At 68.6% G+C, this 25,028-nt stretch carries 26 protein-coding genes and 1 riboswitch; of the genes, 9 read left to right on the forward strand and 17 right to left on the reverse strand.

What is annotated here, in order from left to right; genetic code table 11:
- Window positions 1-113: 113 nt before the first annotated feature.
- Genes ACIBVN_RS06590 through ACIBVN_RS06600 form a run of 3 tightly spaced genes read right to left on the reverse strand, consistent with a single transcriptional unit; the run spans window position 114 to window position 2,268 of the window.
- On the reverse strand, window positions 114-695 hold the full coding sequence (locus ACIBVN_RS06590) for a TetR family transcriptional regulator (RefSeq protein WP_397133393.1): 582 nt from the start codon (window positions 693-695) through the stop codon (window positions 114-116).
- Window positions 692-1,456: a class I SAM-dependent methyltransferase gene (locus ACIBVN_RS06595; protein WP_397133395.1), complete on the reverse strand. Its 765-nt coding sequence runs from the start codon at window positions 1,454-1,456 to the stop codon at window positions 692-694. The genes ACIBVN_RS06590 and ACIBVN_RS06595 overlap by 4 nt, the downstream gene beginning before the upstream one ends.
- Window positions 1,457-1,458: 2 nt before the next feature.
- Window positions 1,459-2,268 (reverse strand): sugar phosphate isomerase/epimerase family protein, encoded by an 810-nt coding sequence (locus ACIBVN_RS06600; protein WP_397133397.1) that lies wholly within the window; start codon window positions 2,266-2,268, stop codon window positions 1,459-1,461.
- Between the two features lie 84 nt (window positions 2,269-2,352).
- Between ACIBVN_RS06600 and ACIBVN_RS06605 the strand changes: the two genes are divergently transcribed.
- From ACIBVN_RS06605 to disA, 5 genes are all read left to right on the forward strand, one after another.
- On the forward strand, window positions 2,353-3,051 hold the full coding sequence (locus ACIBVN_RS06605; RefSeq protein ID WP_397133399.1) for a class I SAM-dependent methyltransferase: 699 nt from the start codon (window positions 2,353-2,355) through the stop codon (window positions 3,049-3,051).
- Window positions 3,052-3,093: 42 nt separating this feature from the next.
- Window positions 3,094-3,462: a MerR family transcriptional regulator gene (locus ACIBVN_RS06610; RefSeq protein ID WP_397133401.1), complete on the forward strand. Its 369-nt coding sequence runs from the start codon at window positions 3,094-3,096 to the stop codon at window positions 3,460-3,462.
- Window positions 3,463-3,464: 2 nt separating this feature from the next.
- On the forward strand, window positions 3,465-3,770 hold the full coding sequence (gene trxA / locus ACIBVN_RS06615; RefSeq protein ID WP_349447448.1) for a thioredoxin: 306 nt from the start codon (window positions 3,465-3,467) through the stop codon (window positions 3,768-3,770).
- A gap of 73 nt (window positions 3,771-3,843) precedes the next feature.
- A complete protein-coding gene (gene radA / locus ACIBVN_RS06620; RefSeq protein WP_397133403.1) occupies window positions 3,844-5,250 on the forward strand; it encodes a DNA repair protein RadA in 1,407 nt (468 codons plus the stop codon).
- A 40-nt stretch (window positions 5,251-5,290) separates the two neighbouring features.
- Window positions 5,291-6,367 carry a DNA integrity scanning diadenylate cyclase DisA gene (gene disA / locus ACIBVN_RS06625; RefSeq protein ID WP_349447450.1) on the forward strand — a complete coding sequence of 359 codons (1,077 nt, stop codon included), beginning with the start codon at window positions 5,291-5,293 and terminating at the stop codon, window positions 6,365-6,367.
- A gap of 65 nt (window positions 6,368-6,432) precedes the next feature.
- On the opposite strand, the gene ACIBVN_RS06630 is transcribed toward disA, so the two are convergent.
- The 4 genes from ACIBVN_RS06630 to ACIBVN_RS06645 form a co-directional block, all read right to left on the reverse strand.
- Window positions 6,433-7,134, reverse strand: coding sequence for an HD domain-containing protein (locus ACIBVN_RS06630; RefSeq protein ID WP_397133406.1), 702 nt, complete (start codon window positions 7,132-7,134; stop codon window positions 6,433-6,435).
- On the reverse strand, window positions 7,121-7,372 hold the full coding sequence (locus tag ACIBVN_RS06635; protein ID WP_397133902.1) for a DUF3817 domain-containing protein: 252 nt from the start codon (window positions 7,370-7,372) through the stop codon (window positions 7,121-7,123). The genes ACIBVN_RS06630 and ACIBVN_RS06635 overlap by 14 nt, the downstream gene beginning before the upstream one ends.
- A gap of 5 nt (window positions 7,373-7,377) precedes the next feature.
- A complete protein-coding gene (locus tag ACIBVN_RS06640; protein ID WP_397133904.1) occupies window positions 7,378-7,863 on the reverse strand; it encodes a hypothetical protein in 486 nt (161 codons plus the stop codon).
- A gap of 94 nt (window positions 7,864-7,957) precedes the next feature.
- A complete protein-coding gene (locus ACIBVN_RS06645; RefSeq protein ID WP_397133408.1) occupies window positions 7,958-8,635 on the reverse strand; it encodes a hypothetical protein in 678 nt (225 codons plus the stop codon).
- 79 nt (window positions 8,636-8,714) lie between these two features.
- On the opposite strand from ACIBVN_RS06645, the gene ACIBVN_RS06650 reads away from it, so the two are divergent.
- Window positions 8,715-9,590: an A/G-specific adenine glycosylase gene (locus ACIBVN_RS06650; RefSeq protein ID WP_397133410.1), complete on the forward strand. Its 876-nt coding sequence runs from the start codon at window positions 8,715-8,717 to the stop codon at window positions 9,588-9,590.
- Between the two features lie 203 nt (window positions 9,591-9,793).
- On the opposite strand, the gene ACIBVN_RS06655 is transcribed toward ACIBVN_RS06650, so the two are convergent.
- The 6 genes from ACIBVN_RS06655 to ACIBVN_RS06680 form a co-directional block, all read right to left on the reverse strand.
- Window positions 9,794-10,732 carry a sugar phosphate isomerase/epimerase family protein gene (locus tag ACIBVN_RS06655; RefSeq protein WP_397133412.1) on the reverse strand — a complete coding sequence of 313 codons (939 nt, stop codon included), beginning with the start codon at window positions 10,730-10,732 and terminating at the stop codon, window positions 9,794-9,796.
- A 362-nt stretch (window positions 10,733-11,094) separates the two neighbouring features.
- Entirely contained in the window at window positions 11,095-13,596 is a 2,502-nt protein-coding gene (locus tag ACIBVN_RS06660; RefSeq protein ID WP_397133414.1) for an ATP-dependent Clp protease ATP-binding subunit, read from the reverse strand.
- Between the two features lie 1,092 nt (window positions 13,597-14,688).
- The gene (locus tag ACIBVN_RS06665; RefSeq protein WP_090937978.1) at window positions 14,689-15,021 is read right to left on the reverse strand and encodes an Lsr2 family protein; all 333 of its coding nucleotides are present in this window, start codon (window positions 15,019-15,021) and stop codon (window positions 14,689-14,691) included.
- Between the two features lie 516 nt (window positions 15,022-15,537).
- A complete protein-coding gene (locus ACIBVN_RS06670; protein ID WP_397133416.1) occupies window positions 15,538-16,026 on the reverse strand; it encodes an RDD family protein in 489 nt (162 codons plus the stop codon).
- A 111-nt stretch (window positions 16,027-16,137) separates the two neighbouring features.
- Window positions 16,138-17,604, reverse strand: coding sequence for an RDD family protein (locus ACIBVN_RS06675; RefSeq protein WP_397133418.1), 1,467 nt, complete (start codon window positions 17,602-17,604; stop codon window positions 16,138-16,140).
- 97 nt (window positions 17,605-17,701) lie between these two features.
- Window positions 17,702-18,259, reverse strand: a complete 558-nt coding sequence (locus tag ACIBVN_RS06680; RefSeq protein WP_397133420.1) for an amino-acid N-acetyltransferase — start codon at window positions 18,257-18,259, stop codon at window positions 17,702-17,704.
- A 276-nt stretch (window positions 18,260-18,535) separates the two neighbouring features.
- A riboswitch (cyclic di-AMP (ydaO/yuaA leader) is annotated at window positions 18,536-18,685 on the forward strand.
- A gap of 5 nt (window positions 18,686-18,690) precedes the next feature.
- Between ACIBVN_RS06680 and ACIBVN_RS06685 the strand changes: the two genes are divergently transcribed.
- Window positions 18,691-19,734, forward strand: a complete 1,044-nt coding sequence (locus ACIBVN_RS06685; protein ID WP_397133422.1) for an NlpC/P60 family protein — start codon at window positions 18,691-18,693, stop codon at window positions 19,732-19,734.
- Between the two features lie 14 nt (window positions 19,735-19,748).
- On the opposite strand, the gene ACIBVN_RS06690 is transcribed toward ACIBVN_RS06685, so the two are convergent.
- Together ACIBVN_RS06690 and ACIBVN_RS06695 are read right to left on the reverse strand one after the other, a co-directional pair.
- The gene (locus ACIBVN_RS06690) at window positions 19,749-19,961 is read right to left on the reverse strand and encodes a LuxR family transcriptional regulator (protein ID WP_397133424.1); all 213 of its coding nucleotides are present in this window, start codon (window positions 19,959-19,961) and stop codon (window positions 19,749-19,751) included.
- 686 nt (window positions 19,962-20,647) lie between these two features.
- Window positions 20,648-21,049 carry a winged helix-turn-helix transcriptional regulator gene (locus ACIBVN_RS06695; protein WP_397133426.1) on the reverse strand — a complete coding sequence of 134 codons (402 nt, stop codon included), beginning with the start codon at window positions 21,047-21,049 and terminating at the stop codon, window positions 20,648-20,650.
- Between the two features lie 80 nt (window positions 21,050-21,129).
- Here ACIBVN_RS06695 and ACIBVN_RS06700 point away from each other — a divergent pair, with 80 nt between their 5' ends.
- Window positions 21,130-22,059 (forward strand): NADP-dependent oxidoreductase, encoded by a 930-nt coding sequence (locus ACIBVN_RS06700; protein WP_397133428.1) that lies wholly within the window; start codon window positions 21,130-21,132, stop codon window positions 22,057-22,059.
- Window positions 22,060-22,064: 5 nt separating this feature from the next.
- On the opposite strand, the gene lysX is transcribed toward ACIBVN_RS06700, so the two are convergent.
- Window positions 22,065-23,546, reverse strand: a complete 1,482-nt coding sequence (gene lysX, locus ACIBVN_RS06705) for a bifunctional lysylphosphatidylglycerol synthetase/lysine--tRNA ligase LysX (RefSeq protein WP_397133430.1) — start codon at window positions 23,544-23,546, stop codon at window positions 22,065-22,067.
- 158 nt (window positions 23,547-23,704) lie between these two features.
- Here lysX and ACIBVN_RS06710 point away from each other — a divergent pair, with 158 nt between their 5' ends.
- Window positions 23,705-24,181: a hypothetical protein gene (locus ACIBVN_RS06710; RefSeq protein WP_397133432.1), complete on the forward strand. Its 477-nt coding sequence runs from the start codon at window positions 23,705-23,707 to the stop codon at window positions 24,179-24,181.
- 61 nt (window positions 24,182-24,242) lie between these two features.
- Here ACIBVN_RS06710 and ACIBVN_RS06715 read toward each other — a convergent pair whose 3' ends face one another.
- Window positions 24,243-25,025, reverse strand: a complete 783-nt coding sequence (locus ACIBVN_RS06715; protein WP_349447466.1) for a type III pantothenate kinase — start codon at window positions 25,023-25,025, stop codon at window positions 24,243-24,245.
- Window positions 25,026-25,028 lie beyond the last annotated feature (3 nt).

Genomic DNA, 25,028 nt, shown 5'->3' on the forward strand with positions numbered 1-25,028 from the left:
TGTCAGCGTACGGTCACCCGCTTCGCCGGCATCTCCCGGGAATCCTACCCACCGGTAATATTTCCGGAATATGCGACATACCCTAAGGTCACCGGTGTATGCAGAACAATGCTCTAGCCGACGAGGTACCTCTGGATCGTCGGTGCGAGCAGCTCCGCGAGCTCGTCGTGACTGGCGCTCGCCAGCGGCTCCAGCTTGATCACGTAACGGCCCATGATCACACCGTACATCTGCGCGAACGCCGCCTCGATCCGCAGGTGCGGCACGCCGAGCCGGTTGGCCACCTGGAAGAGCAGCGCGTTGGAGATGAACTCGCGGAACATCGTGGCCGCCTGCTCGTTGGTCATGGCCGAGCGGATCAGGGCCACCATCGGCTCGCGCGTCTCCGGCGCGGCGGTGACCTGGAGTATCAGGCGTACGAGCCGCTCGCCGATCTCCTCGCGCGGGCCCTCGAGCAGCGCCGGGATGATCTGGTCTGGAGTGATCGGCAGCTGCATGGCCGCCGCGAACATGCCCTCCTTGGTGTCGAAGTAGTGGTGCACGAGGGCGGGATCGACCTCGGCCTCGCGGGCGATGGCACGCACGGTGGCCTTGTCGAACCCCTTCTCCGCGAACACCTTCCTGGCCGCGGTGAGGATCTCCCCACGCGTGTCGGCCGACCCCGGCCTGCGCCCGGGCCTGCGCTTGTTGCTCACCTGCCCACCGCCAGGTAGACCCGCATCGGCACGGGCAGCATGCCCTCGGGGAACTCCCTGCGCAGCTCCACGCGCTGCCGCTCGACCAGCTCGTCGGCGGGCTCCGGCGAGAGCGCCGCCATGTAGGAGTGCGAGCGCAGGTCGAGCAGGAAGTCCTCGATGCCGACCAGCCTGGTCCAGGGGATCCAGCGCTCCTCGATCACGTCGAAGGCCGAGGCGATGGGCGGCGCCGACCACTGCTCGACCGCGGGGCCGTAGTAGGTGGGCACGGCCTCCGCCAGGCGGGCCTCGTAGGCGGCCAGCCAGTCGGCCTGGGCCGCGTGGTTGAAGTTCCAGCAGCCCACGATGGCCCCCTCGGGCCGCAGCACCCGCCGGGCCTCCGTGATCGACGCCACCGGGTCGAGCCAGTGCCACGACTGCGCGTACGTCACCAGGTCGGCCACGCCGTCGGCCAGCGGAAGCGCGTTGCCGTCCGCCAGCACGGCCGCGGCGGCGGGCGGGCCGCTCGCCGAGCGCGAGACCAGGCGGGCGAGCATCTCCGCGCCCGGGTCGATCGCGATGACGTGGGAGCCGCGCGCCCTGAGCGCGCGCGTCATGATGCCGGTGCCCGCGCCGACGTCCACCGTGACGGCGCCGTCGAGCTCGACGCCGGACACCTCGCTCAGCTGGCGGAACACCTCGTCGGGGTAGCCGGGCCTGCCCGCGTCGTACGCGTCGGCCACCCGGTCGAACACCCTGCCCAGATCCTTGATCGGCCCCATGTTCATGAGGAGGCCGCCAGGTGCAGCCGCGCGAAGGCGAGCCCCTCCGCCAGGTCGTCGATCCGCTCCGTACGGCTGGCCGCCTTGCGCGTGTTGACCTCCAGCACCACCAGCCCCGAGTAACCGGTGCCGGCCAGGCGCTCCAGCAGCGGGGCGCACGGCTGGTTGCCCCTGCCGGGCACGAGGTGCTCGTCCTTGTTCGTGACGCCGATGCCGTCGGCCAGGTGCACGTGGGCCAGCCTGTCGCCGAGCTTGACGGCCATCTCCATGGCGTCGGAGCCCGACACGGCCGTGTGCGAGAGGTCGAGCGTGATCTGGGGGAAGTCGTAGTCGATCGGGTTCCAGTCGGGCGCGTAGGGCACCACGTCGTTGCCCCTGGCCCTGAGCGGGAACATGTTCTCGACCGCGAACGTGACATTCGTCTCGTCGCGCATCCTGGCCAGCCCCGTCTCGAACTCCCGGGCGTACTCACGCTGCCAGCGGAACGGCGGATGGACCACGACCGTCGAGGCGCCCAGGCGTTCGGCCGCCTTGCGGGCCTTGACCAGCTTGGCCCAGGGGTCGCGGCCCCAGACCCGCTGGGTGACCAGCAGGCAGGGGGCGTGAATGGCCAGGACGGGGACCTGATAGTGCTCGGAGAGCCGCTCTATCACGTCGATGTCCTGGCTCACCGGGTCGGCGCCCACCATGATCTCCACGCCGTCGTAGCCGAGGCGCGCGGCCAGCTCGAACGCGTCAGGAGTGCGTTCCGGATATACCGAGGCGGTGGACAATGCGATCTTCGCATTGGGCACGCGGATGACATCAGCCACGCTGCCAGCCTAAGCCGGTGGAGCCGATCTGGCGCGAAAGCCCCTTTGGTGAGCCGCGTACAGCGGGTGTCTTAACTTTGGGGCATGCCACGGATAGCGAAAGGTGCGATCCCCAGCCCGAACATCTGGAACACGCCCCAGATCTACGAGCTGGAGAACCGCGCCGTCGATCCCGAAGGCGCGGCCGACACGGCGATGCGCGCGCTGCGTCCCTGGGACGGCGGCACGGTGCTCGACATCGGCTGCGGCACCGGGTACCACCTGCCCGCGCTCTCCGCCACGGCGAACACGGTGATCGGGGTGGAGCCGCACGGGGACCTCGCCGTGATCGCCCGCCGCCGCTGCGCCGCGCTGGCCAACGTGACCGTGCACCCCGCCGCGGCCCAGGACCTGCCGATCCCCGACGCGAGCGTGGACGTGGCCATCGCGCGCTGGGCGTACTTCTTCGGTCCCGGCTGCGAGCCGGGCCTGCGCGAGCTGTCCCGCGTGGTACGCCGCGGCGGCGCGGCCTTCGTCCTCGACCTCGACGCCACGCGCGGGTCGTTCGGCCGCTGGTTCTCGCGCACGGTGCCGACGTACTCCGCTCAGGAGGTCGAGTCGTTCTGGGTCCGCCAGGGGTGGCAGCGGCGGCCGCTCGACCTCAGGATGGCCTTCGAGCGGCGGGCGGACCTGGAGGCGGTGCTGCGCATCGAGTTCGCGCCCGAGGTGGCCGAGCAGGCCATCGCCGAGACGCCGGGCCTGGAGCTCGCCTACCCGAACGTGCTGCGCTGGCGTTACTACTGACGCCTTGACATTGACGTCGGTGTCAACGTTTACCGTGGTGGCATGCGCATCGGAGAGCTGGCGGAACGCACCGGAGTAAGCACCCGCTCGCTCCGGTACTACGAGCAGCACGGCCTGCTCAGAGCCCGTCGCACGGCCAACGGCTACCGTGACTACAGCGAGGACGACGTCAAGCTGGTGTCCGAGATCCGGGCGCTGCTCAAGGTGGGGTTCACGCTGGAGGACACGCGGCCGTTCGTCGACTGCCTGCGCCGCGGGCACAGCACGGGGGGTTCGTGCGCGGAGTCGGTCGAGGTCTACGAGCGCAAGCTCAACGAGATCGACGACGAGATCCGCGTCCTGCTCGCCCGCCGCGCCGAGGTGGCCGCCCAGCTCGCGCAGTCATGCCCAGGTTGCTTCGTAAGGGGATAGACATGATCACGCTGACCACGGAGAACTTCGAGGAGCAGGTGCTCAAGAGCGACAAGCCGGTGCTGGTCGACTTCTGGGCGGAGTGGTGCGGGCCGTGCCGCATGGTGGCGCCGGTGCTGGACCAGATCGAGGCGGAGCACGGGCTGACCATCGGCAAGCTCAACACCGACGAAAACCCGGAGATCATGGCCCGTTACGGCGTGATGGGCATCCCGACGCTGCTGCTGTTCGAGAACGGCGAGCCGGTCAAGCAGGTCGTCGGCGCCAAGCCCAAGCGCATGCTCGTCGCGGAGCTGGGCCTGGCGTAACTTATCCGGCGGGTGGCGTGACGCGGGCCGTACCCCTCGAGGATTGTCGGTAGATGCCGCTAGCCTGCTCCGCATGGCCAAGACAGCCCAGAAGCCCGGATACCGCTGCGCCGAGTGCGGGTGGCGCACCACGAAATGGGTGGGCAGGTGCGGCGAGTGCCAGGCGTGGGGCACGGTCGACGAGGAGGGGGCGCGCGCCGGCGTCAACGTCGTCCAGGCAGGCGCCACCACCGCGCCCGCCGTGCCGATCGGGCAGGTCAAGGCCGAGGTGGCGACCGCGCGCACGACCGGCGTCGGCGAGCTCGACCGGGTGCTCGGCGGCGGCCTGGTGCCTGGGGCGGTCGTGCTGCTGGCCGGCGAGCCGGGCATCGGCAAGTCCACGCTCCTGCTGGAGGCCGCGGCCAGCATCGCCGAGCGCGAGACGGTCCTCTACGTCACGGGCGAGGAGTCGGCGGCCCAGGTGCGGCTGCGCGCCGACCGCATCGGCGCGATCCGCGACCACCTCTACCTCGCCGCGGAGACCGAGCTGTCGGCCCTGGTCACCCATGTGGAGAAGGTCCAGCCCAAGCTGCTGGTGGTCGACTCGGTGCAGACGGTCGGCTCCGCGCAGGCCACCGGCGTGCCGGGCGGGGTGACGCAGGTCCGCGAGGTGGCGGCCAACCTGGTCCGCCTGGCCAAGGAGCGCAACATGGCCACCGTGCTCGTCGGCCACGTCACCAAGGAGGGCTCGATCGCGGGCCCGCGCACGCTGGAGCACCTGGTCGACGTCGTGCTCAACTTCGAGGGCGACCGCCACTCCAGGCTGCGCATGGTGCGCGCGATCAAAAACCGGTTCGGGCCCACCGACGAGGTCGGCTGCTTCGACCTGCACGAGCGGGGCATCGAGGGCATCACCGACCCGAGCGGGCTGTTCGTCTCCCGGCGCAGCGAGCCGGTGCCCGGCACCTGCGTCACCGTCACCGTGGAGGGCACGCGCCCGCTGCCCGCCGAGGTCCAGGCCCTGGTCGCCCGCACGGAGGCCCAGCAGCCCAGGCGCACGTCGTCGGGCCTCGACACCTACCGCGTGCAGATGATCCTCGCCGTCCTGGAGCGCCGGCTCAACGCCCGGCTGGGCGGCTGCGACGTGTTCACCGCCACCGTGGGCGGCATCAAGCTGGCCGACCCTGCCGTGGACCTGTCGGTCATGCTGGCCGTCGCCAGCGCCGCCGGGGACAAACCCCTGCCTTCCGGGCTGGTGGCGCTCGGCGAGGTGGGCCTGGCGGGCGAGCTGCGACCGGTCAGGGACGTACGCAGGAGGCTGACGGAGGCCGCCAGGCTCGGTTTCAAGCGGGCACTCGTACCTGCCGGATCCCTGGAAGAAGGCGGTCGCAGGCGCACAGGACAGCGGGCATTGGTGCCGGTGGGGCCGGTGGCGTTCGCGCCGGGGTTCGAGGTGGTGCAGGCAGAGAACGTCTGGGACGCCCTCACACACGTGACATAGCGCCGCTAAGCTGGGCGTGACCGATCGACACGGGGGTCATGTGGATAGGAGTCTGGACGACCGCCGACGCGAAGCCCTGGCCGCGGTGGCCCCGGGCACACCACTACGCGACGGCCTGGAACGGATCCTGCGCGGGCAGACCGGCGGGTTGATCGTGCTCGGCTACAACAGGGTCGTCGAAGAGGTCTGCAGCGGCGGTTTCGAGCTCGACGTCGACTTCTCGGCCACCAGGCTGCGCGAGCTGGCCAAGATGGACGGCGCCATCGTGGTGAGCGACGACCACAAGATCGTACGCGCCGCCGTGCACCTCGTGCCCGACCCGTCCATCCCCACCGACGAGTCCGGCACCCGCCACCGCACCGCCCAGCGCGTGGCCAGGCAGACGGGCCTGCCGATCATCGCCATCAGCAAGTCGATGCGCATCATCGCCCTCTACCTCGACGGCATCCGCTACGTCCTGGAGGAGTCGGCGGCCATCCTCTCCAAGGCCAACCAGGCCCTGGCCACCCTCGAGCGCTACAAACACCGCCTCGACGAGGTCTCGGGCACCCTCTCGGCCCTGGAGATCGAGGACCTGGTCACGGTCAGAGACGTGTCCGCGGTCGCCCAGCGCCTCGAGATGGTCCGCAGGATCGCCGACGAGATCAAGGGCTACGTGGTCGAGCTCGGCACCGACGGCCGCCTGCTGTCCCTGCAGCTGGACGAGCTGGTGGCCGGGGTCGACTCGGAGCGCGAGCTGGTCATCCGCGACTACCTCCCGGCCCCCTCCGGCCGCCGCCAGCGGCGCCTGATCGACGCGATGCACGACCTGGACAAGCTGTCGGCCAGCGAACTGCTCGACCTCTCGGCCGTCGCCCATGTCCTCGGCCACAACGGCACCGACAAACTGGACAGCCCGGTCAGCCCCCGGGGCTTCCGCCTCCTGGCCAAGGTCCCCCGCCTGCCGGCCACGGTGGTGGAGCGCCTGGTGAACCATTTCGGCGGGCTGCAGAAGCTGCTGGCGGCGAGCATCGACGACCTGCAGGCGGTGGGGGGCGTCGGGGAGTCCCGCGCCCGCAGCGTCCGAGAGGGCCTGTCCCGCCTGGCCGAGTCCTCCATCCTGGAGCGCTACGTCTAGGACGCGACGACCGGCCACCGCCCCGGGGCCGGTCGGCAGTGCCTTTCCAATGGGGATGCGGCGGCTCAGGCAGCGCCTCCGCCGTCCGCGTCGTAGCCGTCGTAGTCGTTCCAGCCGGAGGTCTGAAACAGCTCCTTCCAGGTCGGCCAGGACTCCCGGGTGACCTGGCGGACCAACTCGCCCGGCATGCTGTACGGCGGCGCCTTCTGCGGCTTGTCGAGCGCCTGCCCGACGATCTCGTCGTGGAGCACGGCGGCGGCGTGCAGGCGCGGCAGCACGGCGTGGATGCGGTCGGCGTAGCCGTCAGGAAGGGCGGGTCCTTCCGGCCCGAGGTCGTATCCGGCGCCGGCCGTGACCAGCGCGATCTCGGGCCGCTTCCGGATGGCGATCTCATAGTGGAGATGCAGGGCGATCGCGTCCCACACGACCTCCACCTTTTCCGACGGCAACCCCTGCTCTGCCAGCCAGTCTGCAGCCAGGTCCGCGCCGTCGAGGTCGAAACGCTGATCGCCGTTGCCCTTCTCGCTGAGCCCGGCGTCGTGGAGCACGCAGCCGAGGAACAGCAGCTCGTCGTCGTAGTCCGCGCCGGGCCGCAGTCCTTGCTGCTCACCGAGGAAACGTCCGTAGAGGTAAGTGCGCATGCTGTGGTTGAAGATCGCCGGTTGCTCGATGCCCCGGGCGAGGAGCGTCGCCTTCAGCGTCAGCTCGGTCCAGGGGAAGGGCAGGCCCCAGTAGGTGTCCATCACGTCGTCCTCACTGCGGGTCATCGGTCACGGGGAGGGTCCGGGCGCGCAGGACGAGCAGGCCGCCGACGCCCGGGATGAAGGCCGGCCATCGGGGGGCGGACGGGATCAGCCAGGTCGCCACGATGACCACGACATAGGCGCAGCCGTGCAGCGGACCTGCGAACGTCGTGACCGCCTTGGCGTGGACGGTGAACAGATTGCCGAGCAGGACCGCCAAGGAGACGACCTCGACGGCGGCCGCGATTCGCAGCAGACGCATGCCGCTCACGCCTGCGGACCGTAGCCGGGCCGCACGATCATCATGACGACGACGATCGCCCAGACCAGGTTGTAGATGCCGCTGAGCATGGAGAGCCGGCGCAGTCTCCTGCCGTCGTCGGGATGGCCGAGCGCGTCACGCTGACCTGGGTAGATCTGCGTGGCGAGCAGCACGCCCGCGGCAGCGGTGAGGATCATGGAGATGATGATCCAGATCTCGCCCATCCGGCCCTGCACGCTGGCCAGGATCATCCCGGCCACGGGGACGATCAGGCCGAAGAGGGCGTACCCGCCGGTGACGCGATGGAGCGCGACGGCCACGGACCGGTTGCGCACATCCGGATCGGACGGAGCCGCGGCGGCGGGAACGGCGGTGGCGGGAACGGCGGTGGCGACCGGCGCGTACCGGGGAAACAGGCTCGTGGCCACGGCGGAGCCGCCCACGAACACGATGGCGGCGAGCACGTGTACCGACAGCAGGACATGTTCCAGCATGCCTCTTCCTCCAACCTTCAGGTTAACTGAAGCTTAGCGAAGGCTTCAGTCGGGTTGAAGGTCGGGGTGAGCGCATGGACGAGCCGCAAGCTCAGCGGAGGTGGAAGACGCCCTTGGGAGTGCGGAGTTCGCCCATGTGCACCGTGACCACGTACGTCCCCGGCAGCGCGGTGGCCGGGGTGGCGCGGCAGTCGGTGCTGGAGCGGTGGCGGTCCCATTCCAGAGAACGCACGTAGGGCACCCCGCGCTGCAGTTTCTTGACCTCCGAGCCCACCCCGCTGACGCAGTCCGCGGTGGACCAGATGCGGTCCTCCCCCGAGGTGATGCGGATCTCCATGGCGCGCGGCCCGACGTCGGCCGTGCACATCACGGGGCCGGTGTTCACCAGCGTCACCAGGAACGTGGGCTGGGTGCCGCCCGAGTAGATCTCCTCCTTGCCTCCCTGGAGGCTGAGCACCAGGTCCTCCTTGGCACAGGGCTCGCCGGGACGCTTGGGGGACGCCGCCGGAGTGGCCGTAGGGGTGGTGGACGGGGTCGGTGACGAGCTGGCCGTGCCCATGGCGAGCGTACGGAGCCCCGCCAGCAGCGGATCGACGACCGGGGTGGCACTCGGTGACGTCTGCGCGCTGGACGCACGTTCCGGCCCGCTGCCCCCGCTGGAGCATGCCCATGCCACGACGGCCACCACCACGAGCACCGCCACGAGGACGCTCATCCGGCGCCGCCAGTAAACGTCACCGCCGTCGCCACGCACAGTATCCGGGTCCATACGCAAAGGATGGTTCCCGTGACAGCTACGAAGAGTGACGACACGCCGAAGGCCGCATTCTCCGAATACGCTTGACCGCGTGGTTGAGCCGAACCTCCTACACGCCCCCGTTCTGGACTGGTACGAGGACAACGCCCGAGACCTCCCGTGGCGCGCCGCCGACGCGACCCCGTGGGGCGTACTGGTGAGCGAGATCATGCTCCAGCAGACCCCGGTCGTACGCGTCCTGCCCGTCTGGCACGACTGGATGGCCCGCTGGCCCACCCCCAAGGCGCTGGCCGCCGAGCAGCCGGGCGAGGCCGTACGCCACTGGGGCCGGCTCGGCTACCCGCGCAGGGCGCTCCGGCTGCACGCCTGCGCGAGAGCCATCAGCGACGAGCACGGGGGCGAGGTGCCCTCCGACCACGCGACGCTGCTGGCGCTGCCCGGCATCGGCGAGTACACCGCGGCCGCGGTCGCCAGCTTCGCGTACGGCGGCCGCCACGCCGTCCTGGACACCAACGTCCGGCGGGTCTTCGCCAGAGCCGTACGCGCGGAGGAGTACCCTCCCACGGCCACCTCAGCGGCGGAGCGACGGCTCGCCGAGGCCCTCCTGCCCGAGCTGGGCGCGGCCCGCTGGGGCGTGGCCGTGATGGAGCTGGGCGCACTCGTCTGCACGGCCCGCGCGCCGCGCTGTGCCGACTGCCCGATCAATCACCTGTGTGCCTGGCGGCTGGCGGGCAAGCCGCCGCACACCGGCCCCGCGCGCAAGGGCCAGACGTACGCGGGCACCGACCGCCAGTGCCGCGGCCGCCTCCTGGAGGTGCTGCGGACGGCCCACGGCCCGGTCCCCAAGGCCGCCCTGGACGTGGTGTGGGACGACGCGGTGCAACGCGAGCGCGCCCTGGACGGCCTGATCGCCGACGGCCTGGCCGAGCACCTGGACGACGGCACGTACCGCCTCCCCCACGCCTGAGCGGGGCGGGCGCGGCTTTCCCGGCTACCGCCCCACGGCCGCGCGGTCCTACCTGGCCACGGCGGCGTGACCCTTTCGGCTACCTAAGCCACGGTGGCGCGGCCCTTCCGGCTGCCTCACGCACGTTGGCGCGGACCTTCCGGCTGCATGACCCTACCCGCGGGGCACGGTTCGGTCCGTGCCTTTGGGCGATGCCGGGAGGGTCAGGCGGCCAGCTGGAGGCCCAGGCTGGTGAGGTTCGTACGGGCCCAGTCCAGCTCGTCGGCCAGCAGCGACACCAGCGCCCCCGGCCCCTTGGCGCGCCCGGGCACGGTCAGGTTGTGCGTCTCGACCTCGATGTGGGCGCTCCCGCTGACCGCCCCCGACAGCATCGCCGTCAGCGTGTCGTGCAGCACGGCCCCCGTGCTCGGCGTCTCCCCCGTGTGGTTGTGCACATGCCCCAGCTTGACCACCGGCGCGCCGGCCTCGGCCAGCCCCTTCAGTGCCGCACCGGGCTCCTCGGCGCCGCAGGCGAGGTGACATGCGTCCAGGCACACGCCCAGGTGCTCGGAGTCGATGCCGCACACCCGCTCGAGCGCCTGCTCGGTCGTCTCCAGCACGCATCCGGGCCACGGCTCGAACCCGACCCTGATCGTCTTGCCGGTCACGCTGTAGATGCCGCGCAGCTCGCGCGCCAGCCGCTCGAGGCGGCGCGTGGCGATCGTGTGCAGGTCGGCAGGCCAGTCGCGGCGCCACCCGATCGGGATCGTCGAGATGCTCCCGAACCGCACGTCGTCCGGCAGCAGGAACGCCAGGATCTTGGCCAGGGCCATGGTGTAGCGGTAGCGCTCGGGCTTGGCCCAGTCGGGGCCGGGGACCTCCTGGTTGCGACCGCCGGTGCCGTTGAGGCTCACGACCTCCAGGCCGCGCTCCTCCAGGGAGCGGCGCAGCCGTACGAGCTCGATGCGGTCGGCCGTCAGGTGGTCGGCGACGCTCGGCGAGAACCACAGCCCGATGCCCATCCGCTCCACGCCCAGCCGCTTGCGCACCGGGACCGCGTAACGGGTCAGGTGGGCGATCAGGTTCTCCAGGTCCTCAGCGGGGTGGACGCCTGCGTTGTAGGCGAGGTGAACGAGCGTTCCGTCATCGTGACGCAGGCGCATCGGTTTCCTCCACGGCTTGCTCTTGGTGTTCCGTCGCCCGCCCGCGGACGTGCCGGCCCTTGCGAGCATGCCTGCTCGATGGTGGGCCGCGCGTCCGCCCTGAGTTGATTCCGCACTACTCCCCAGGGAGCAGGCCTCAGCCTAGGAACACGCTCTTGTGAGTCGCTTGGATGAGACTGGCGAAGCTCTACGCAGTGTAGTACTACTCGTGGTGGTGGCGTACACCTGGTACCTCAACAATTACGCAACGACCGGAGTGCACGGTCCCCCGTCCGGGGCGGGCGCGACGAACCTCGACGCCACCGGCGGGCATGCGAAAGCCCCCGTGTGAGGCATCTCACACGGGGGCTTTCGGGGATCCGTCAGTGCTGGATCGGCGCTGCGATGGCGGCGGCCGAGTCCGGGACCTTGGAGGCGGTCTCACCCTTGAAGATGAACTTGGCGTTGTCGCCTTCGCCCTCGGTCGACACCTTGACGACCTGGCCCGGCCGGAGCTCGCCGTACAGGATCTTCTCCGACAGCGCGTCCTCGAGCTCGCGCTGGATCGTACGGCGCAGCGGACGGGCGCCCATCACCGGGTCGTAGCCCCGGTCGGCCAGCAGCTGCTTGGCATCCTGCGAGACCTCGAGCCCCATGTCGCGGTCCTTCAGCCTGGAGTCGACCTGGGCGAGCATCAGATCCACGATCTTGATGATCTCGGCCGGCGTCAGCTGGTGGAAGACCACGATGTCGTCGACACGGTTGAGGAACTCGGGCCGGAAGTGCTGCTTGAGCTCCTCCTGCACCTTGGACTTCATCCGCTCGTAGTTGGACTCGGTGTCGTTGGACTTCGCGAACCCGACCCCGATGCCCTTGGAGATGTCCCGGGTGCCGAGGTTGGTGGTCATGATGATGACCGTGTTCTTGAAGTCGACCACGCGGCCCTGGGCGTCGGTCAGGCGACCGTCCTCCAGGATCTGCAGCAGCGAGTTGAAGATGTCGGGGTGGGCCTTCTCGATCTCGTCGAACAGGACCACGGAGAACGGCTTGCGCCGCACCTTCTCCGTCAGCTGACCGCCCTCTTCGTACCCGACGTAGCCGGGAGGCGAGCCGAACAGCCGCGAGACGGTGTGCTTCTCCATGAACTCCGACATGTCAAGGCTGATCAGAGCGTCTTCGTCGCCGAAGAGGAACTCCGCCAGAGCCTTGGACAGCTCGGTCTTACCGACACCGGAGGGACCCGCGAAGATGAACGAGCCACCGGGACGGCGCGGGTCCTTCAGACCGGCGCGGGTGCGCCGGATGGACCGCGACAGGCCCTTGATCGCGTCGTCCTGGCCGATGATCCGCTTGTGGAGCTCGTCCTCCATGCGGAGCAGGCGCTGCGACTCCTCCTCGGTCAGCTTGAAGACCGGGATGCCGGTGGCGGTCGCCAGGACCTCGGCGATGAGCTCCTGAGTGACCTCGGCCACGACGTCCATGTCGCCGGCCTTCCACTCCTTCTCCCGCCGCTCGCGCTTGAGCTGCAGCTGCTTCTCCTGGTCGCGCAGGGCAGCGGCCTTCTCGAAGTCCTGCGCGTCGATCGCGGACTCCTTGTCGCGGCGGACGTTGGCGATCTTCTCGTCGTATTCGCGCAGGTCCGGCGGAGCGGTCATCCTGCGGATGCGCATCCGCGAACCGGCCTCGTCGATGAGGTCGATCGCCTTGTCGGGAAGGTAGCGGTCGCTGATGTAGCGGTCGGCCAGCTGCGCGGCGGCCACCAGCGCGTCGTCGGTGATGGACACGCGGTGGTGCGCCTCGTAGCGGTCGCGCAGACCCTTGAGGATCTCGATCGTGTGGCTGAGCGAGGGCTCGGCCACCTGGATCGGCTGGAAGCGGCGCTCCAGCGCGGCGTCCTTCTCGAGGTACTTGCGGTACTCGTCGAGCGTGGTCGCGCCGATCGTCTGCAGCTCGCCGCGCGCCAGCATGGGCTTGAGGATGCTGGCCGCGTCGATCGCGCCCTCCGCGGCGCCCGCGCCGACGAGCGTGTGCAGCTCGTCGATGAACAGGATGATGTCGCCGCGCGTGCGGATCTCCTTGAGCACCTTCTTCAGGCGCTCCTCGAAGTCACCGCGGTAGCGGGAGCCGGCGACCAGCGCGCCGAGGTCAAGCGTGTAGAGCTGCTTGTCCTTCAGCGTCTCGGGCACCTCGCCCCTGACGATCTTCTGCGACAGGCCCTCGACGACGGCGGTCTTGCCGACGCCGGGCTCGCCGATCAGCACCGGGTTGTTCTTGGTCCTCCTGGAGAGGACCTGCATGACCCGCTCGATCTCCTTCTCGCGGCCGATGACCGGATCCAGCTTGCCCTCGCGGGCCGCCTGGGTCAGGTTGCGGCCGAACTGGTCGAGCACCAGGGAGGTCGAGGGGGCCGACTCCTGCGGACCACCCGCCGCGGCTGGCTCCTTGCCCTGGTAACCGTGGAGCAACTGGATGACCTGCTGCCTGACACGGTTGAGATCGGCTCCAAGCTTGACCAGCACCTGGGCGGCCACACCCTCACCCTCGCGGATGAGCCCGAGCAGGATGTGCTCGGTGCCGATGTAGTTGTGACCCAGCTGCAAAGCCTCACGGAGCGACAGCTCGAGGACCTTCTTGGCCCGCGGGGTGAACGGAATGTGCCCCGACGGAGCCGACTGGCCCTGGCCGATGATCTCCTCGACCTGCTGACGCACACCCTCAAGGCTGATGCCCAGGCTCTCCAGAGCCTTGGCGGCCACGCCTTCACCTTCATGGATCAAGCCAAGAAGAATGTGCTCAGTGCCGATGTAGTTGTGGTTGAGCATCCTGGCCTCTTCCTGGGCCAAGACGACAACACGCCTCGCTCGGTCGGTGAACCTCTCGAACATCTCGTCGCTCCTCACAGAGCGGTCAGTCAGGCCGGTAAATCCGGTCCCGTCATCCCGCATGCTAGCCCTGGCTCGGCGAACCGTGCCCACTGCCGCTGACACGCTCTATAGCAGAGACGTTCCCCGAGAGCAGGGCGTTCACCCTCCATCCAACTACTGTTCGGGGGTGACGTGTTCCCGATACGCCGCAAGCGAACGATGTTTAGGACGCTTCACGGAAGCGTCGGAAAATTGCCCCTCGCGACGCATGCGGACCCACACGGATCGGCCATCGGACGCGCCGGGACGGAGTAGGCGTCGGGGCCCGCCCCTTCGCCCGCACATCACAGATGCCGCGTCCGTATCGTTACCTAATCATCCTATGTACGGGAGGGGCCCCCGTCCAAACGGCCGCGCTACGCCGTGGGCACAACGCGGCACGCACTGCACACCAAGGGAATCTTGCCATCTGGTCAGGCCGGTTACCGAGTGCATCTCGCATCATGAGACCAAACCGCTCACGGGCGCCCATTCACGGGGCACTTCTGCACGGGAGATGGTCGGGCATTGTGTGCCACATGCCGGGGGAACGCGGTTTGTGCGAGCCATGCTCGGGTTAGCGGGTTTTACCCGACACCGGGGAGCCCGCGAGGCGCCGGTATTGCCCGGCGCCGTCCATCCCGCCGGTCGCGGGTTTACTTACAGTAGCGGGCCCGGGTTTACGTTCGGAGAGATCAAGCTATAGGCGCGGCGGCGGCCGGAGATCGCCTTGAGGCTATAGGTGGCCGTGATTTACGGCGATGGCGCGTTCCATGAGCGTGGGACCCACTCGCGACGTACGGACGCGAGCGTACGTTGAATGAGGTATGCCCGCCCCCCGGCTTTCCGGGCGCACCACGGGGTGTAACCACATATGCGGGCGCCCCGCCGGTGAAACGGTGCCGGACATGGACCGGAACACACGACCAAAACGCCCGCATATGTGCGAGGGGGAAGATCGCCATCTGGGCACACGGCATTCGAGAACCCGCCCCCCAGATACGATCATGCGCTTATGGCGGCCGCCGGGGTCCTAGGCGAACGGCATAAGCGCATGGTCGATAGGCGGCTCGCTCAGTGAGCAGCCTCGTACTTCTCGACGACCGTGGAGGCGATCCTGCCGCGCTCGCTGACCGGCAGGCCGTGGGCCTTGGCCCACTGCCGGATCTCGGAGCTCTTCTCGCGGCTCATCGCCCGGCTGCCGCCGCGACCGCGGCGACGCGTGGAGACTGCGCCCGCCCTGCGCGCGTGCTGCACGAAAGGCGTGAGTGCGTCCCTCAGCTTCTTCGCGTTAAGGTCGCTGAGGTCAATCTCATAGGACGAGCCGTCAATAGCGAAGCTGACCGTCTCATTGGCCTCGCCCCCATCGAGGTCATCGATGAGAATCTCCTGGATCTGCTTGGCCATCTACGCAATCCTTTCGCGGAGCATTGTTTCATTCGCCTGCCCAAACATATACCCGGAAAGGCGCGGAGACAATTCAGCGCTGCGGGGATTCGGCTGAGCGGCCGGTCAGTTCTGGCTCCTCGACCTGATCCTCACGGTTTCGGCGGCCTCCGAGGGCCTCGGATCGGACCAACTTCACTACGCCAAAGATGAAGGCGCCGCCCACCACGAGCGGGGGGATGAGCGCTGACAATACCTCTGTTAGGGCTTCCATTCGTCCTCGCCTCCACGGCTGACAGGGTTTCGGGGGCGCATTATGCGGATGGGAGCGCGACCAGGAGGGGCGCTGAGCCCCTCGTGACGCACAAGGCGACTACCGCCCAGACACGACCATAGCGGCGCACAGATGCCCTACGCGTCATGGGGCGCCGACATCCGGCAACCCGGACGCCCCATAGCCTAATGCCAGTCTCTCCAGGCTCCTTACCGGATCAAGGGAAAATTTTGAGAATTGGCATCCTGCCTGGTGCGGATGGCTCAGCGAAGATCTTTTACAACGTGCGTTCCGGCCAGCCTGTCGTGCGGCCCCCGTTCCAGGGGCTTGTCGATCAGGATGAGCAAACCCACACAGAACAGGAGCATTCCGGCGATCAGATTGACGACGGGAATGCCCATCAGCATGACGGGTCCCGGATAGACCAGGGACCGTTTGAGCAGCGCCCGGGGCGGAACGTCGCCCGGCGCCAGGCGAATCCTCATGATCGCCTTCCCGAACGTCCTGCCGCGCCTGGAATGCGCCCACCAGTCGTAGCCCGCATAACCCAGCCCCGCGGCCAGCCACGCGAGCACACCGGGCAGCCGGCCGTCCAGCACCTCCAGCATCCCGACAGTTCGGAAGATGCCCCATAGCGCAATGAACAGAATGTAATAGAACACCCCGAAGACGAGCGCTTCAATCGCTCGGGCGGCGAGCCGTTCCCACCATTCCGCGGGCACCCCGTCCGCCCAGGACGGTGACCCGGCCATAACCCCCACCTCGCGTCGTCAGCGGCCCAGGTCCCCTCATTTTGGTACGCCGTCCGCACATAAAACAGGGGCCGGCACGAAGCCGGCCCCTGCTTTTACCTGTCGCGAGAACTACTTGATCTTCACCACTACGGTCTTCGCCAACTTGTCGGCGAACGTCTGCTGCAGCGGCTTGTCCCAGAGCTGCGAGGCGCCGTTCACGCCCGTGCCCACAACGCCGAACAGCGGTCCGATGAACGGGATGACGCCAAGGAGGTACCAGCCCCAGGTCCCGCCCGCACGCTTGAGCGCCGCGTCGGTGGCCAGGCCGCCGGGCGGCATCCCGGCACCGACCGGCACGACCTTGATGCCCATGACCATCTTGCCGACCGTCTGGCCGTTCATCTTGGTCATGAAGAAGTCATAACCGACGTACAGCAGGGCCAGGAGGAGATAGCTGAGCATGCTCGCGACGAAGCCGCTCAGGAAGCCGCTGCTGTAACCCGTGGCGGAGTCGTAGCTCACGGTGAGCAGGCCGACGACGATGGAGATGACCGTGTAGAGGACGCCGAAGATGACGCCGTCGACGATCCTCGCCACCAGGCGCTGCCACCACTCCGCCAGCGGTGCCGGCGCTCCGGGCGGCTGCACCCCCACCGGGCCAGGCTGACCGTAGGCCTGCCCGTAGCCCGGCTGGCCGTACTGCTGCGGCTGCCCGTAGCCCTGGGCGTACTGCTGGTCGCCGTACTGCTGGCCGTAGCCCGGCTGGGCGTAACCCGGCTGGGACTGGGCCTGCTGGCCATAGCCCTGCTGGCCGTAGCCGGGCTGGGACTGCGGCTGCTGACCATACTGAGGCTGCTGGCCGTAGTCCGGCTGGGACTGGGGCTGCTGGCCGTACTGCTGCTGGCCGTAGTCCGGCTGGGACTGAGCCTGCTGGCCATAGCCCTGCTGGCCGTAGTCCGGCTGGGACTGGGGCTGCTGGCCATACTGCGGCTGCTGGCCGTAGTCCGGCTGGGCCTGCGGCTGCTGGCCGTATTGCTGGCCCGAGGGCGGCTGCTGGCCGTAGCCCGGCTGGGCGTAACCCGGCTGGGACTGAGCCTGCTGGCCATAGCCCTGCTGGCCGTAGCCGGGCTGGGACTGCGGCTGCTGACCATACTGAGGCTGCTGGCCGTAGCCCTGCTGGCCCGACTGCTGCTGCTGGCCGTACTGCTGCTGGTCATACTGGGGCTGCTGACCATACTGCGGCTGCTGGCCGTAGTCCGGCTGGGCCTGCGGCTGCTGGCCGTACTGCTGGCCCGAGGGCGGCTGCTGGCCGTACTGGGGCTGGCCGTAGCCCTGCTGACCGTGTTGAGGCTGCTGGCCGTACTGGGGCTGGCCATACTGCTGCTGTTGCTGGCCGTACTGGGGCTGCTGGCCGTAGCCCTGCTGGCCGTACTGGGGCTGCTGACCGTAGGCATCGTCCGCCCGGTAGCCGACCACAGTCACGTCGGGGTCGGGCTCGCCGGGGTGGCGACCCGCGTTCTGTTGTCCGTATTCCGGGGTGCCGGCGGGCTTGTCGCCGGAGTCGTCCTGTGGATACGGCGGCTGTCCGGTGCTCACCGTGTCACCTCGCTTCGAGTGCGCGTGTGGCACGTGTCAGGACACATGCCTGTGCTGCCCAACGTATCGACATAGGTATCAACAATCACCTTTTCAGCTAGTCAAGGTCCGCGTCACCCGATGTCAGATGGAGCAGCATGCGGGTGTTGCCCAGCGTGTTCGGCTTGACGTGTTCCAGGTCGAGGAACTCCGCCACACCCTCGTCGTACGAGGCCAGCAGCTCGGCGTAGACCTCGTGTGAGACCGGCGTGCCCTGGATCGGGCGGAATCCGTGCCTCGCGAAGAAGTCGACCTCAAAAGTGAGACAGAATACACGTCGCAGACCAAGGTCTTTAGCCTGCTGGATCAACGCGGAGACGATCCGGTGGCCGACGCCCATCCCCCGGCACTCGGGATCCACGGCCACCGTGCGGACCTCTGCGAGGTCCTCCCAGAGCACGTGGAGCGCGCCGCAGCCGACAACCTGTCCGCCTCGCTCGGCCACCCAGAACTCCTGTACGTCCTCGTACAGCGTCACTGTGGCCTTCTTCAGGAGCCGCGGACCCGCGCCCGCGTAGGTGTCCACCAGGCGCCTGACCGCGCGCACGTCGGGCGTGCGGGCTCGCCGGACCACCACCGCGGTCTCGGGCGCTGTCAGTTCGGCCACCTGCTCCATGGTTCTCCAGAGTACAGATCTCATTACGGCTCGGCCCTAACTCCCATGTCTGGGCCCATCCTGTTACATCTCGTGGCCAGATGAGCACGGAGCTCGCACCCGGTGGGGGTAAGCGCGAAAGCACGGACATAGAGGGCATAAGGTCAGTTCCGCACAGGTGATCACGAGATCACCTTGTGACCCTTCGGTTGTGAAACCTCTACAGACTTGGCAGTTCTGGTTGAGCACGAACCTGGAGTGCATTAGTGTCCAGCGACAATGTTCCCCGTATGTCGTACGGGGGGCACGCTCAATTCCCGAAAGGGGAGCCGGGGACCCACAGGTGGCGACCTCCAGCGCCATCACAGGGGTGAGTCCGAGTCTCTCGGTAGGGCTGCTCCGGCCCGAACCCGTCAGCTAACCCGGTAGGCGTCTATGAGAGGAGCTGGTTGGTGAAGCGCACGCGTGACGGTGGGAGGAAGTCAGCGGGCAAGCACGCCCGCCCTCCGGAACGGGCACGGCGGCCGCGCCACGTCGGTGTGGTGAGTCTCACAGTCGCCGCGCTGCTGTTCGCCATCCCCGTCGGTTCGGCGTCCGCGGACCCCAAGCCCTCGCTGAAGGAGCTCGCCGCCCAGGCACAGGAGCTGCACACCCAGATCGAGACGCTGACCGAGCAGTACAACGGCCAGCGGGAGAAGCTCAAGTCGGCCAAGAAGGCCTCTGAGGCGGCACAGAAGACGTTGACGACCAGCGAGACGGATCTGGCCGCCAAGCGCGCGAAGGCCGCCCTGCTCGCCCAGAACGCCTACATCACGGGCGGCTTCACCAGGACCCTGGCGTTCGCGACCTCCAAGGATCCGGAGGACTTCCTCAACCGCGCCGCGACCTCGTACGCGCTGGAGCAGGAGCAGGGCGAGGAGATCAACCAGCTCGCCAAGGCCATGGAGGCCGCCGCCCGCGCCAGGGCGGGCGCCAAGGCACGCATCGACGAGGTCCAGCAGATCGTCGACGACCTCAAGTCCAAGCGCGACAAGATCACCACGATGGTGGCCAAGGTCGAGAGCAGCCTGTTCAAGCGGGCCCTCGGCGAGGCGGGACAGCCCGGCACGCGCGCCGTGCGCGTCAACCTGCCCATCGCGGGCAGCGGCAAGGCGGCGGAGGCCGCGCGGTGGGCGCTCACGCAGCAGCTCAAGCCGTACGTCTGGGGCGCAGAGGGGCCGAGCTCCTACGACTGCTCCGGGCTGGTCATGGCGGCGTACCAGCGGGTGGGCATCTCGCTGCCGCACTACACGGGCAACCAGTGGACCGCGGGGAGGCACATCTCGCGCTCGGAGCTGCGCCCCGGCGACCTGGTGTTCTTCTACAGCGACCTGCACCACGTGGGCATCTACATCGGCGGCGGCATGATGGTGCACGCCCCGCAGACGGGCGACGTCGTACGGATCGCGTCGATCGCCAGGCGGCCGTTCGCCGGCGCCGTGCGCATCGCCGACTGACAGCCGGGTCGCGGCTAGATCAGCTGGCGGCGCGCGGCCCAGGCCACGGCCTCGATCGCCGTGGCGACGCCGATGCGGTCGCAGATGCCGCGCAATCTCCGTCGTACGGTGCGCCCGCTGATATCCAGACGTCTGCCCACCCGATCGACCGTGACTCCCCTGGCCAGCTCCGCCAGCAGCACCAAATCCGCATGGCTCAGCTCAATGTCTTCAGTGAGCACATCCACCGGGAGCCCTCCCCCCAACAGCAGAACTCGGACCTCACAGATGGGCCAAAGCCGCTCCTCGGAGACGGTAAACGCATCGTGGAAAGGACGTCAAGCATGACAATCGCCGCACTTGACGGGGGCTATTGACATGATCCGTTATATGTGACGCACTCGCGATATGTCAGAACGCCCGGCCGGCGATGAGTGATCTCTTTGGGGCTTACCGCACGCTATCAATGGGCCTCGGGACGTTCCCGATTTTGATCCGTTCGGCGCGAAGTTTCGGTGTGATCCATAAGCCGGTCATTGTCGGCTGAGCGGGCCGGGCAAGATCTTCCGCTCGTGTGGTGAACCACCAATCGCTCGCTTTGTACGGCGATTCGTAGCCTGCCGGGAGATCCAGGTCAGGCCATTGAAAAGGCCGGCCCGACGCGCCTACCGGATTGTTCGGAGCCGCTTGCTCCGCTTGGCCCGCGGGTATTCATGCGGCCGCCGCCGGGCTTCACGCGTCACCGCCCGCGCCGGAGTGCCTCGTTTCCGGGTGCGCGTACCCGGCGCCCCTCATAGCGATCATGCCGAGACCCGGGCGTCGGCGAGGTTGGAACGGGACACCCGCCGACGACCTTGACCCGATGCTGACAACCGGCCTCGGATCGGAAACCGGCAAGCCAGAAGGTAGTTCCACGACCACTTGCCGTGAGGGGTCAGGTATTGCCCGCGTCGTAGCGGTCCCTGGCCGCCTCGACGTCCTCTATGTGCGTTTCCGCCCAGTTCTTGATCGCGATCACCAGCGGCATCAGGCTCTCGCCCAGCGGGGTGAGCGCGTAGTCCACCCGTACGGGCACCGAGGGAGTGAGCGTGCGCGAGACCAAGCCGTCACGCTCCAGGGTGCGCAGGGTCTGGGTGAGCATCTTCTGGCTGACGCCCGCGATGCGCCTGGCCAGGTCGCTGTAGCGGCGTGGCCCATCCGCCAGCGCGCCGAGCAGGAGGGTGACCCACTTGTCGCTGAGGCGGTCGAGGAGCTTCCTGGAGGGGCATTGGGCGAAGTACGCGTCGAAAGCCTGCCTGGCCTCGTCGCGCCGCTCCGCCGCCGTCTTCGTGGCCACTCTCTCCTCCTCGTGGGTGGGTTACGCACTTTCAGGTGTCTACTTACCAGAAGAGAGTAACTCTTCCTACGCTCGTCCGCATGACGAACATGCGTGCACTCATCGGCGGTTCCGGCTCTCCTCGGCTCGTGGAGGTGCCGGTGCCCACCGCGGGACCCGGACAGGTGCGGATCAAGATGGCGGCGGCCGGGGTCAACCTGTTCGACCTCGCCGTGGCCGCAGGGACGCTCGTGGACTACGGCGTGGCCCGCAGGCTGGACTCGTACGGGCTCGGCTTCGACGTCGCGGGCACCGTCGACCAGGTGGGGGACGGTGCCGCGTTCCGTGTGGGAGAGGAGGTCATCGGGCTCGTGGCGCGTCTCGAGCTACCGGTGAAGGCGCAGGCCGATTACGTGGTGGTCGACGCCTCGGCGGTGGCGCGGGCGCCCCGCGGCCGCACGGCCGTGGAGGCGGCCACGATCCCGCTCAACGCGCTCACGGCCTGGCAGGCGCTCGACCGCGCGGGCGCCGGCCCCGGACGTACGCTGCTGGTCACGGGGGCGGCTGGGGCCGTCGGCGGCTACCTGGTCGAGCTGGCCGCGCAGCGCGGCGCCCGGGTGGCGGCGATCGCGGGGGCCGGGGACAAGGAACTGGTGCGAGGGATGGGGGCAGAGTGGTTCGTGCCCCGGGGTGACGACGTGGCCTCCTCCGTGCGTGCCCTTGTCCCCGGGGGCGTGGACGCCGTCGTGGACGCGGCCGTGCTCGGCCTGGCTGCTCTGGACGCGGTGCGGGACGGCGGGGCCTTCGTCGCCCTCTCCGCGGGGGTGGCGCCCGTGGGGCTGCGTGGGATCGACGTCGCCACCGTGTTCTTCCGCGCCGACGCCGCCCAGCTCGCGGAGGTGGTGCGGCTGGTGGAAGGTGGGCGGCTGACGTTGCGGGTGGCGGACACGTATCCCTTGGACAAGGCCGCCGACGCCCATGCCCGCCTGGCCGCCGGCGGCCTCCGCGGCCGCCTCGTCCTCGTGCCCTGACCCGGTCAGTGGGTGGGCTTGACCAGCGGGAACAGGATCGTTTCGCGGATGTTCTTGCCGGTGAAGGCCATGATCATGCGATCGATCCCCACGCCCACACCGCCGGTGGGCGGCATGGCGTACTCCAGGGCCTGCAGGAAGTCCTCGTCCAGCTGCATGGCCTCCAGGTCGCCGCCGGCGGCCAGGAGGGACTGCTCCGTCAGGCGGCGGCGCTGCTCGATCGGGTCGATCAGCTCAGAGTAGGCCGTGCCCAGCTCCGTGCCGAAGCCGATCAGGTCCCACTTCTCCGTCAGCAGCGGGTTTTCCCTGTGCTGACGGGTCAGGGGGGAGGTCTCCAGCGGGTAGTCCATGACGAATGTGGGCTGCACGATCGTGTGCTCCACCAGGGCTTCGAAGAGCTCCTGCACCAGCTTGCCCGCGCCCCACTTCGGGTCCCAGTGGATCTCGCGGCGGTCGGCGAGCTTGCGGAGCTCCTCCAGGGTGGTCGCGGTGGTGATCTCCTCACCCACGGCCGCCGAGACGGCGCCGTACAGGGTGATGCGGGGCCACTCGGCGATCCCCAGGTCCACCTCGACCCCGTCGTGGACGACCACCGACGTGCCCAGGGCCGCCACCACGGCCTTCTGGTACATCCGCTGGGTCAGGTCGGCCATGTCGTTGTAGTCGAGGTAGGTGCCGTACGCCTCCAGCATCGTGAACTCGGGGTTGTGCGTGGAGTCGGCGCCCTCGTTGCGGAAGTTGCGGTTGATCTCGAAGACCTTCTCGACGCCCCCGACCACCAGCCGCTTGAGGTAGAGCTCGATCGCGATGCGAAGGTAGAGCTCCATGTCGTAGGCGTTGATGTGGGTCTTGAAGGGCCGGGCCGTCGCGCCGCCGTGGATGGGCTGCAGCATCGGGGTCTCGACCTCGAGGTAGCCCTCCTCGTGCCAGAAGTCGCGCACCGCGCGCACCGTGGCGCTGCGGAGGCGGGCCATCTTCCGTGCCTCGTCGTTGACGATGAGGTCGACGTAGCGCTGGCGGACGCGCGCCTCGGGGTCGGTGAGGCCGACGTGCTTCTCCGGCAGCGGGCGCAGGCACTTGGCGGTGATCTGCCAGCTGTCGGCCAGGATCGACAGCTCGCCGCGCCGGGAGGTGATGACCTCGCCGCTGACGCCCACGTGGTCGCCCAGGTCGACGTCGCGCTTCCACGCGGCCAGCGACTCCTCGCCCACCTTGTCGAGCGAGATCATGACCTGCAGGTCACCGCCGCCGTCGCGGATCGTGGCGAAGCAGAGCTTGCCGCCCACGCGGTTGAGCATGACGCGCCCCGCGACCGCGACCGTGTCACCGGTGGCGGTGTCGGGCTCCAGGCCCTGGTATTTCTCCCTGACCTCGGCGTTGGTCGCCGTACGTGGGAAATTCACCGGGTAAGGGTCGACGCCCTCGCTGCGAAGGCGGTCGAGCTTCTCCCTCCGGATGCGCATCTGCTCGGGAAGTTCGTCGCTCACAACATCAAAGGGTAGGGGATATGGCGAACTGCAAGGCCTCGTCGGTCCGCTGCAGGAACGCTGCAGGACCTGTGCAAGAGCCCTCGCCTATCAATATCTCACGAGCTCGAGGGGGGAGCCGGCAGGGAGCCGGTCCGAGGGGAGCTCAAGGAGAGAAGATGTTGAAGAAGATCGCGACCGGTTTGCTGGCCGTCGCCGCGACCGGCGCAGTGGCCCTGTCGCTTCCTTCCGCCGCCAACGCCGCCACGGCCGGCTACGACTACTCCACCTCCTGGGGTGCCGTCTACGCCAAGAACCACCTCGCCAAGTCGCAGGGCTGGATCGGCGTCAACTGGGACGAGGACGGCGAGTCGAACGAGGTCACCGTCCGGGGCCGGCTCTACGACCTGGACAACCGCAGCGCTGACGAGGGTGGCAAGTGCGCATTCGTGAAGTTCGAGGCCGGCGACTTCGACGGCGACTGGTCCCAGGTCTACTCCAGGAAGTACTGCGGCTACCCCGGCTACAAGAAGTTCTTCTTCCAGGAGCACGACGTCCACAGCCTGCGGGTGAAGGTCTGCCAGATCGGCCAGTACAGCAACTACCCGAAGAAGTGTGGCTCCTGGGACTACATCTACACCGCCGAGAGCGAGTGACGATCAACCCCGGACATGCGCGAGCGGCCCCCTTACCGGAGCGGGGGCCGCTTGTTCCGTGTCAGGTCGTGTTCCTGTTGTAGATCAGGCGCAGCCCGATGAGCGTCAGCCACGGCTCGTGCACGTCGATCGAGCGCGACTCGCCCACCACCAGGCCCGCGTGCCCGCCCGTGGCCACCACCGTCACGTCGTCGGGGTCGTCGGCCAGCTCGGCCGCCATGCGCTCCACGATCCCGTCCACCTGGCCGGCGAACCCGTAGATGATCCCGGCCTGCAGGGCCTCCACCGTGTTCTTGGCGATCACCGAGCGCGGCCTGACCAGCTCCACCTTGTGCAGCTGCGCCCCGGCGGCGGCCAGCGCGTCGACCGAGATCTCGATGCCGGGCGCGGTGACCGCCCCGACGTACTCGCCCTTGGCCGACACCGCGTCGAACGACGTCGCGGTGCCGAAGTCGACGATGACGCAGGGCCCGCCGTACTGGTCGATGGCCGCCAGCGCGTTCACGATGCGGTCGCTGCCGACCTCCTTGGGGTTGTCCATGCGTACGGGCACCCCGGTGCGGATGCCCGGCTCCACGATCACCGCCGTGACGTCGCCGTAGTAGCGGCGGCACATCTCGCGCATCTCGTTGAGCACGCTCGGGACCGTGGAGCAGATGGCGATGCCGTCGATGTCGGCCCCCTTGAGCAGCGGCGACTGCGCCAGCAAGCCCTGGAGTACGACCGCGATCTCGTCGGCGGTGCGGCGGGCGTCGGTGGCCAGCCGCCAGTGCTCGATGACGTCCTCGCCCTCGAACAGCCCCAACACCGTGTGCGTGTTGCCGACGTCGATCGTGAGCAGCATCAA

Source organism: Nonomuraea sp. NPDC049400, from assembly GCF_044466425.1.
GTDB lineage: Bacteria > Actinomycetota > Actinomycetes > Streptosporangiales > Streptosporangiaceae > Nonomuraea.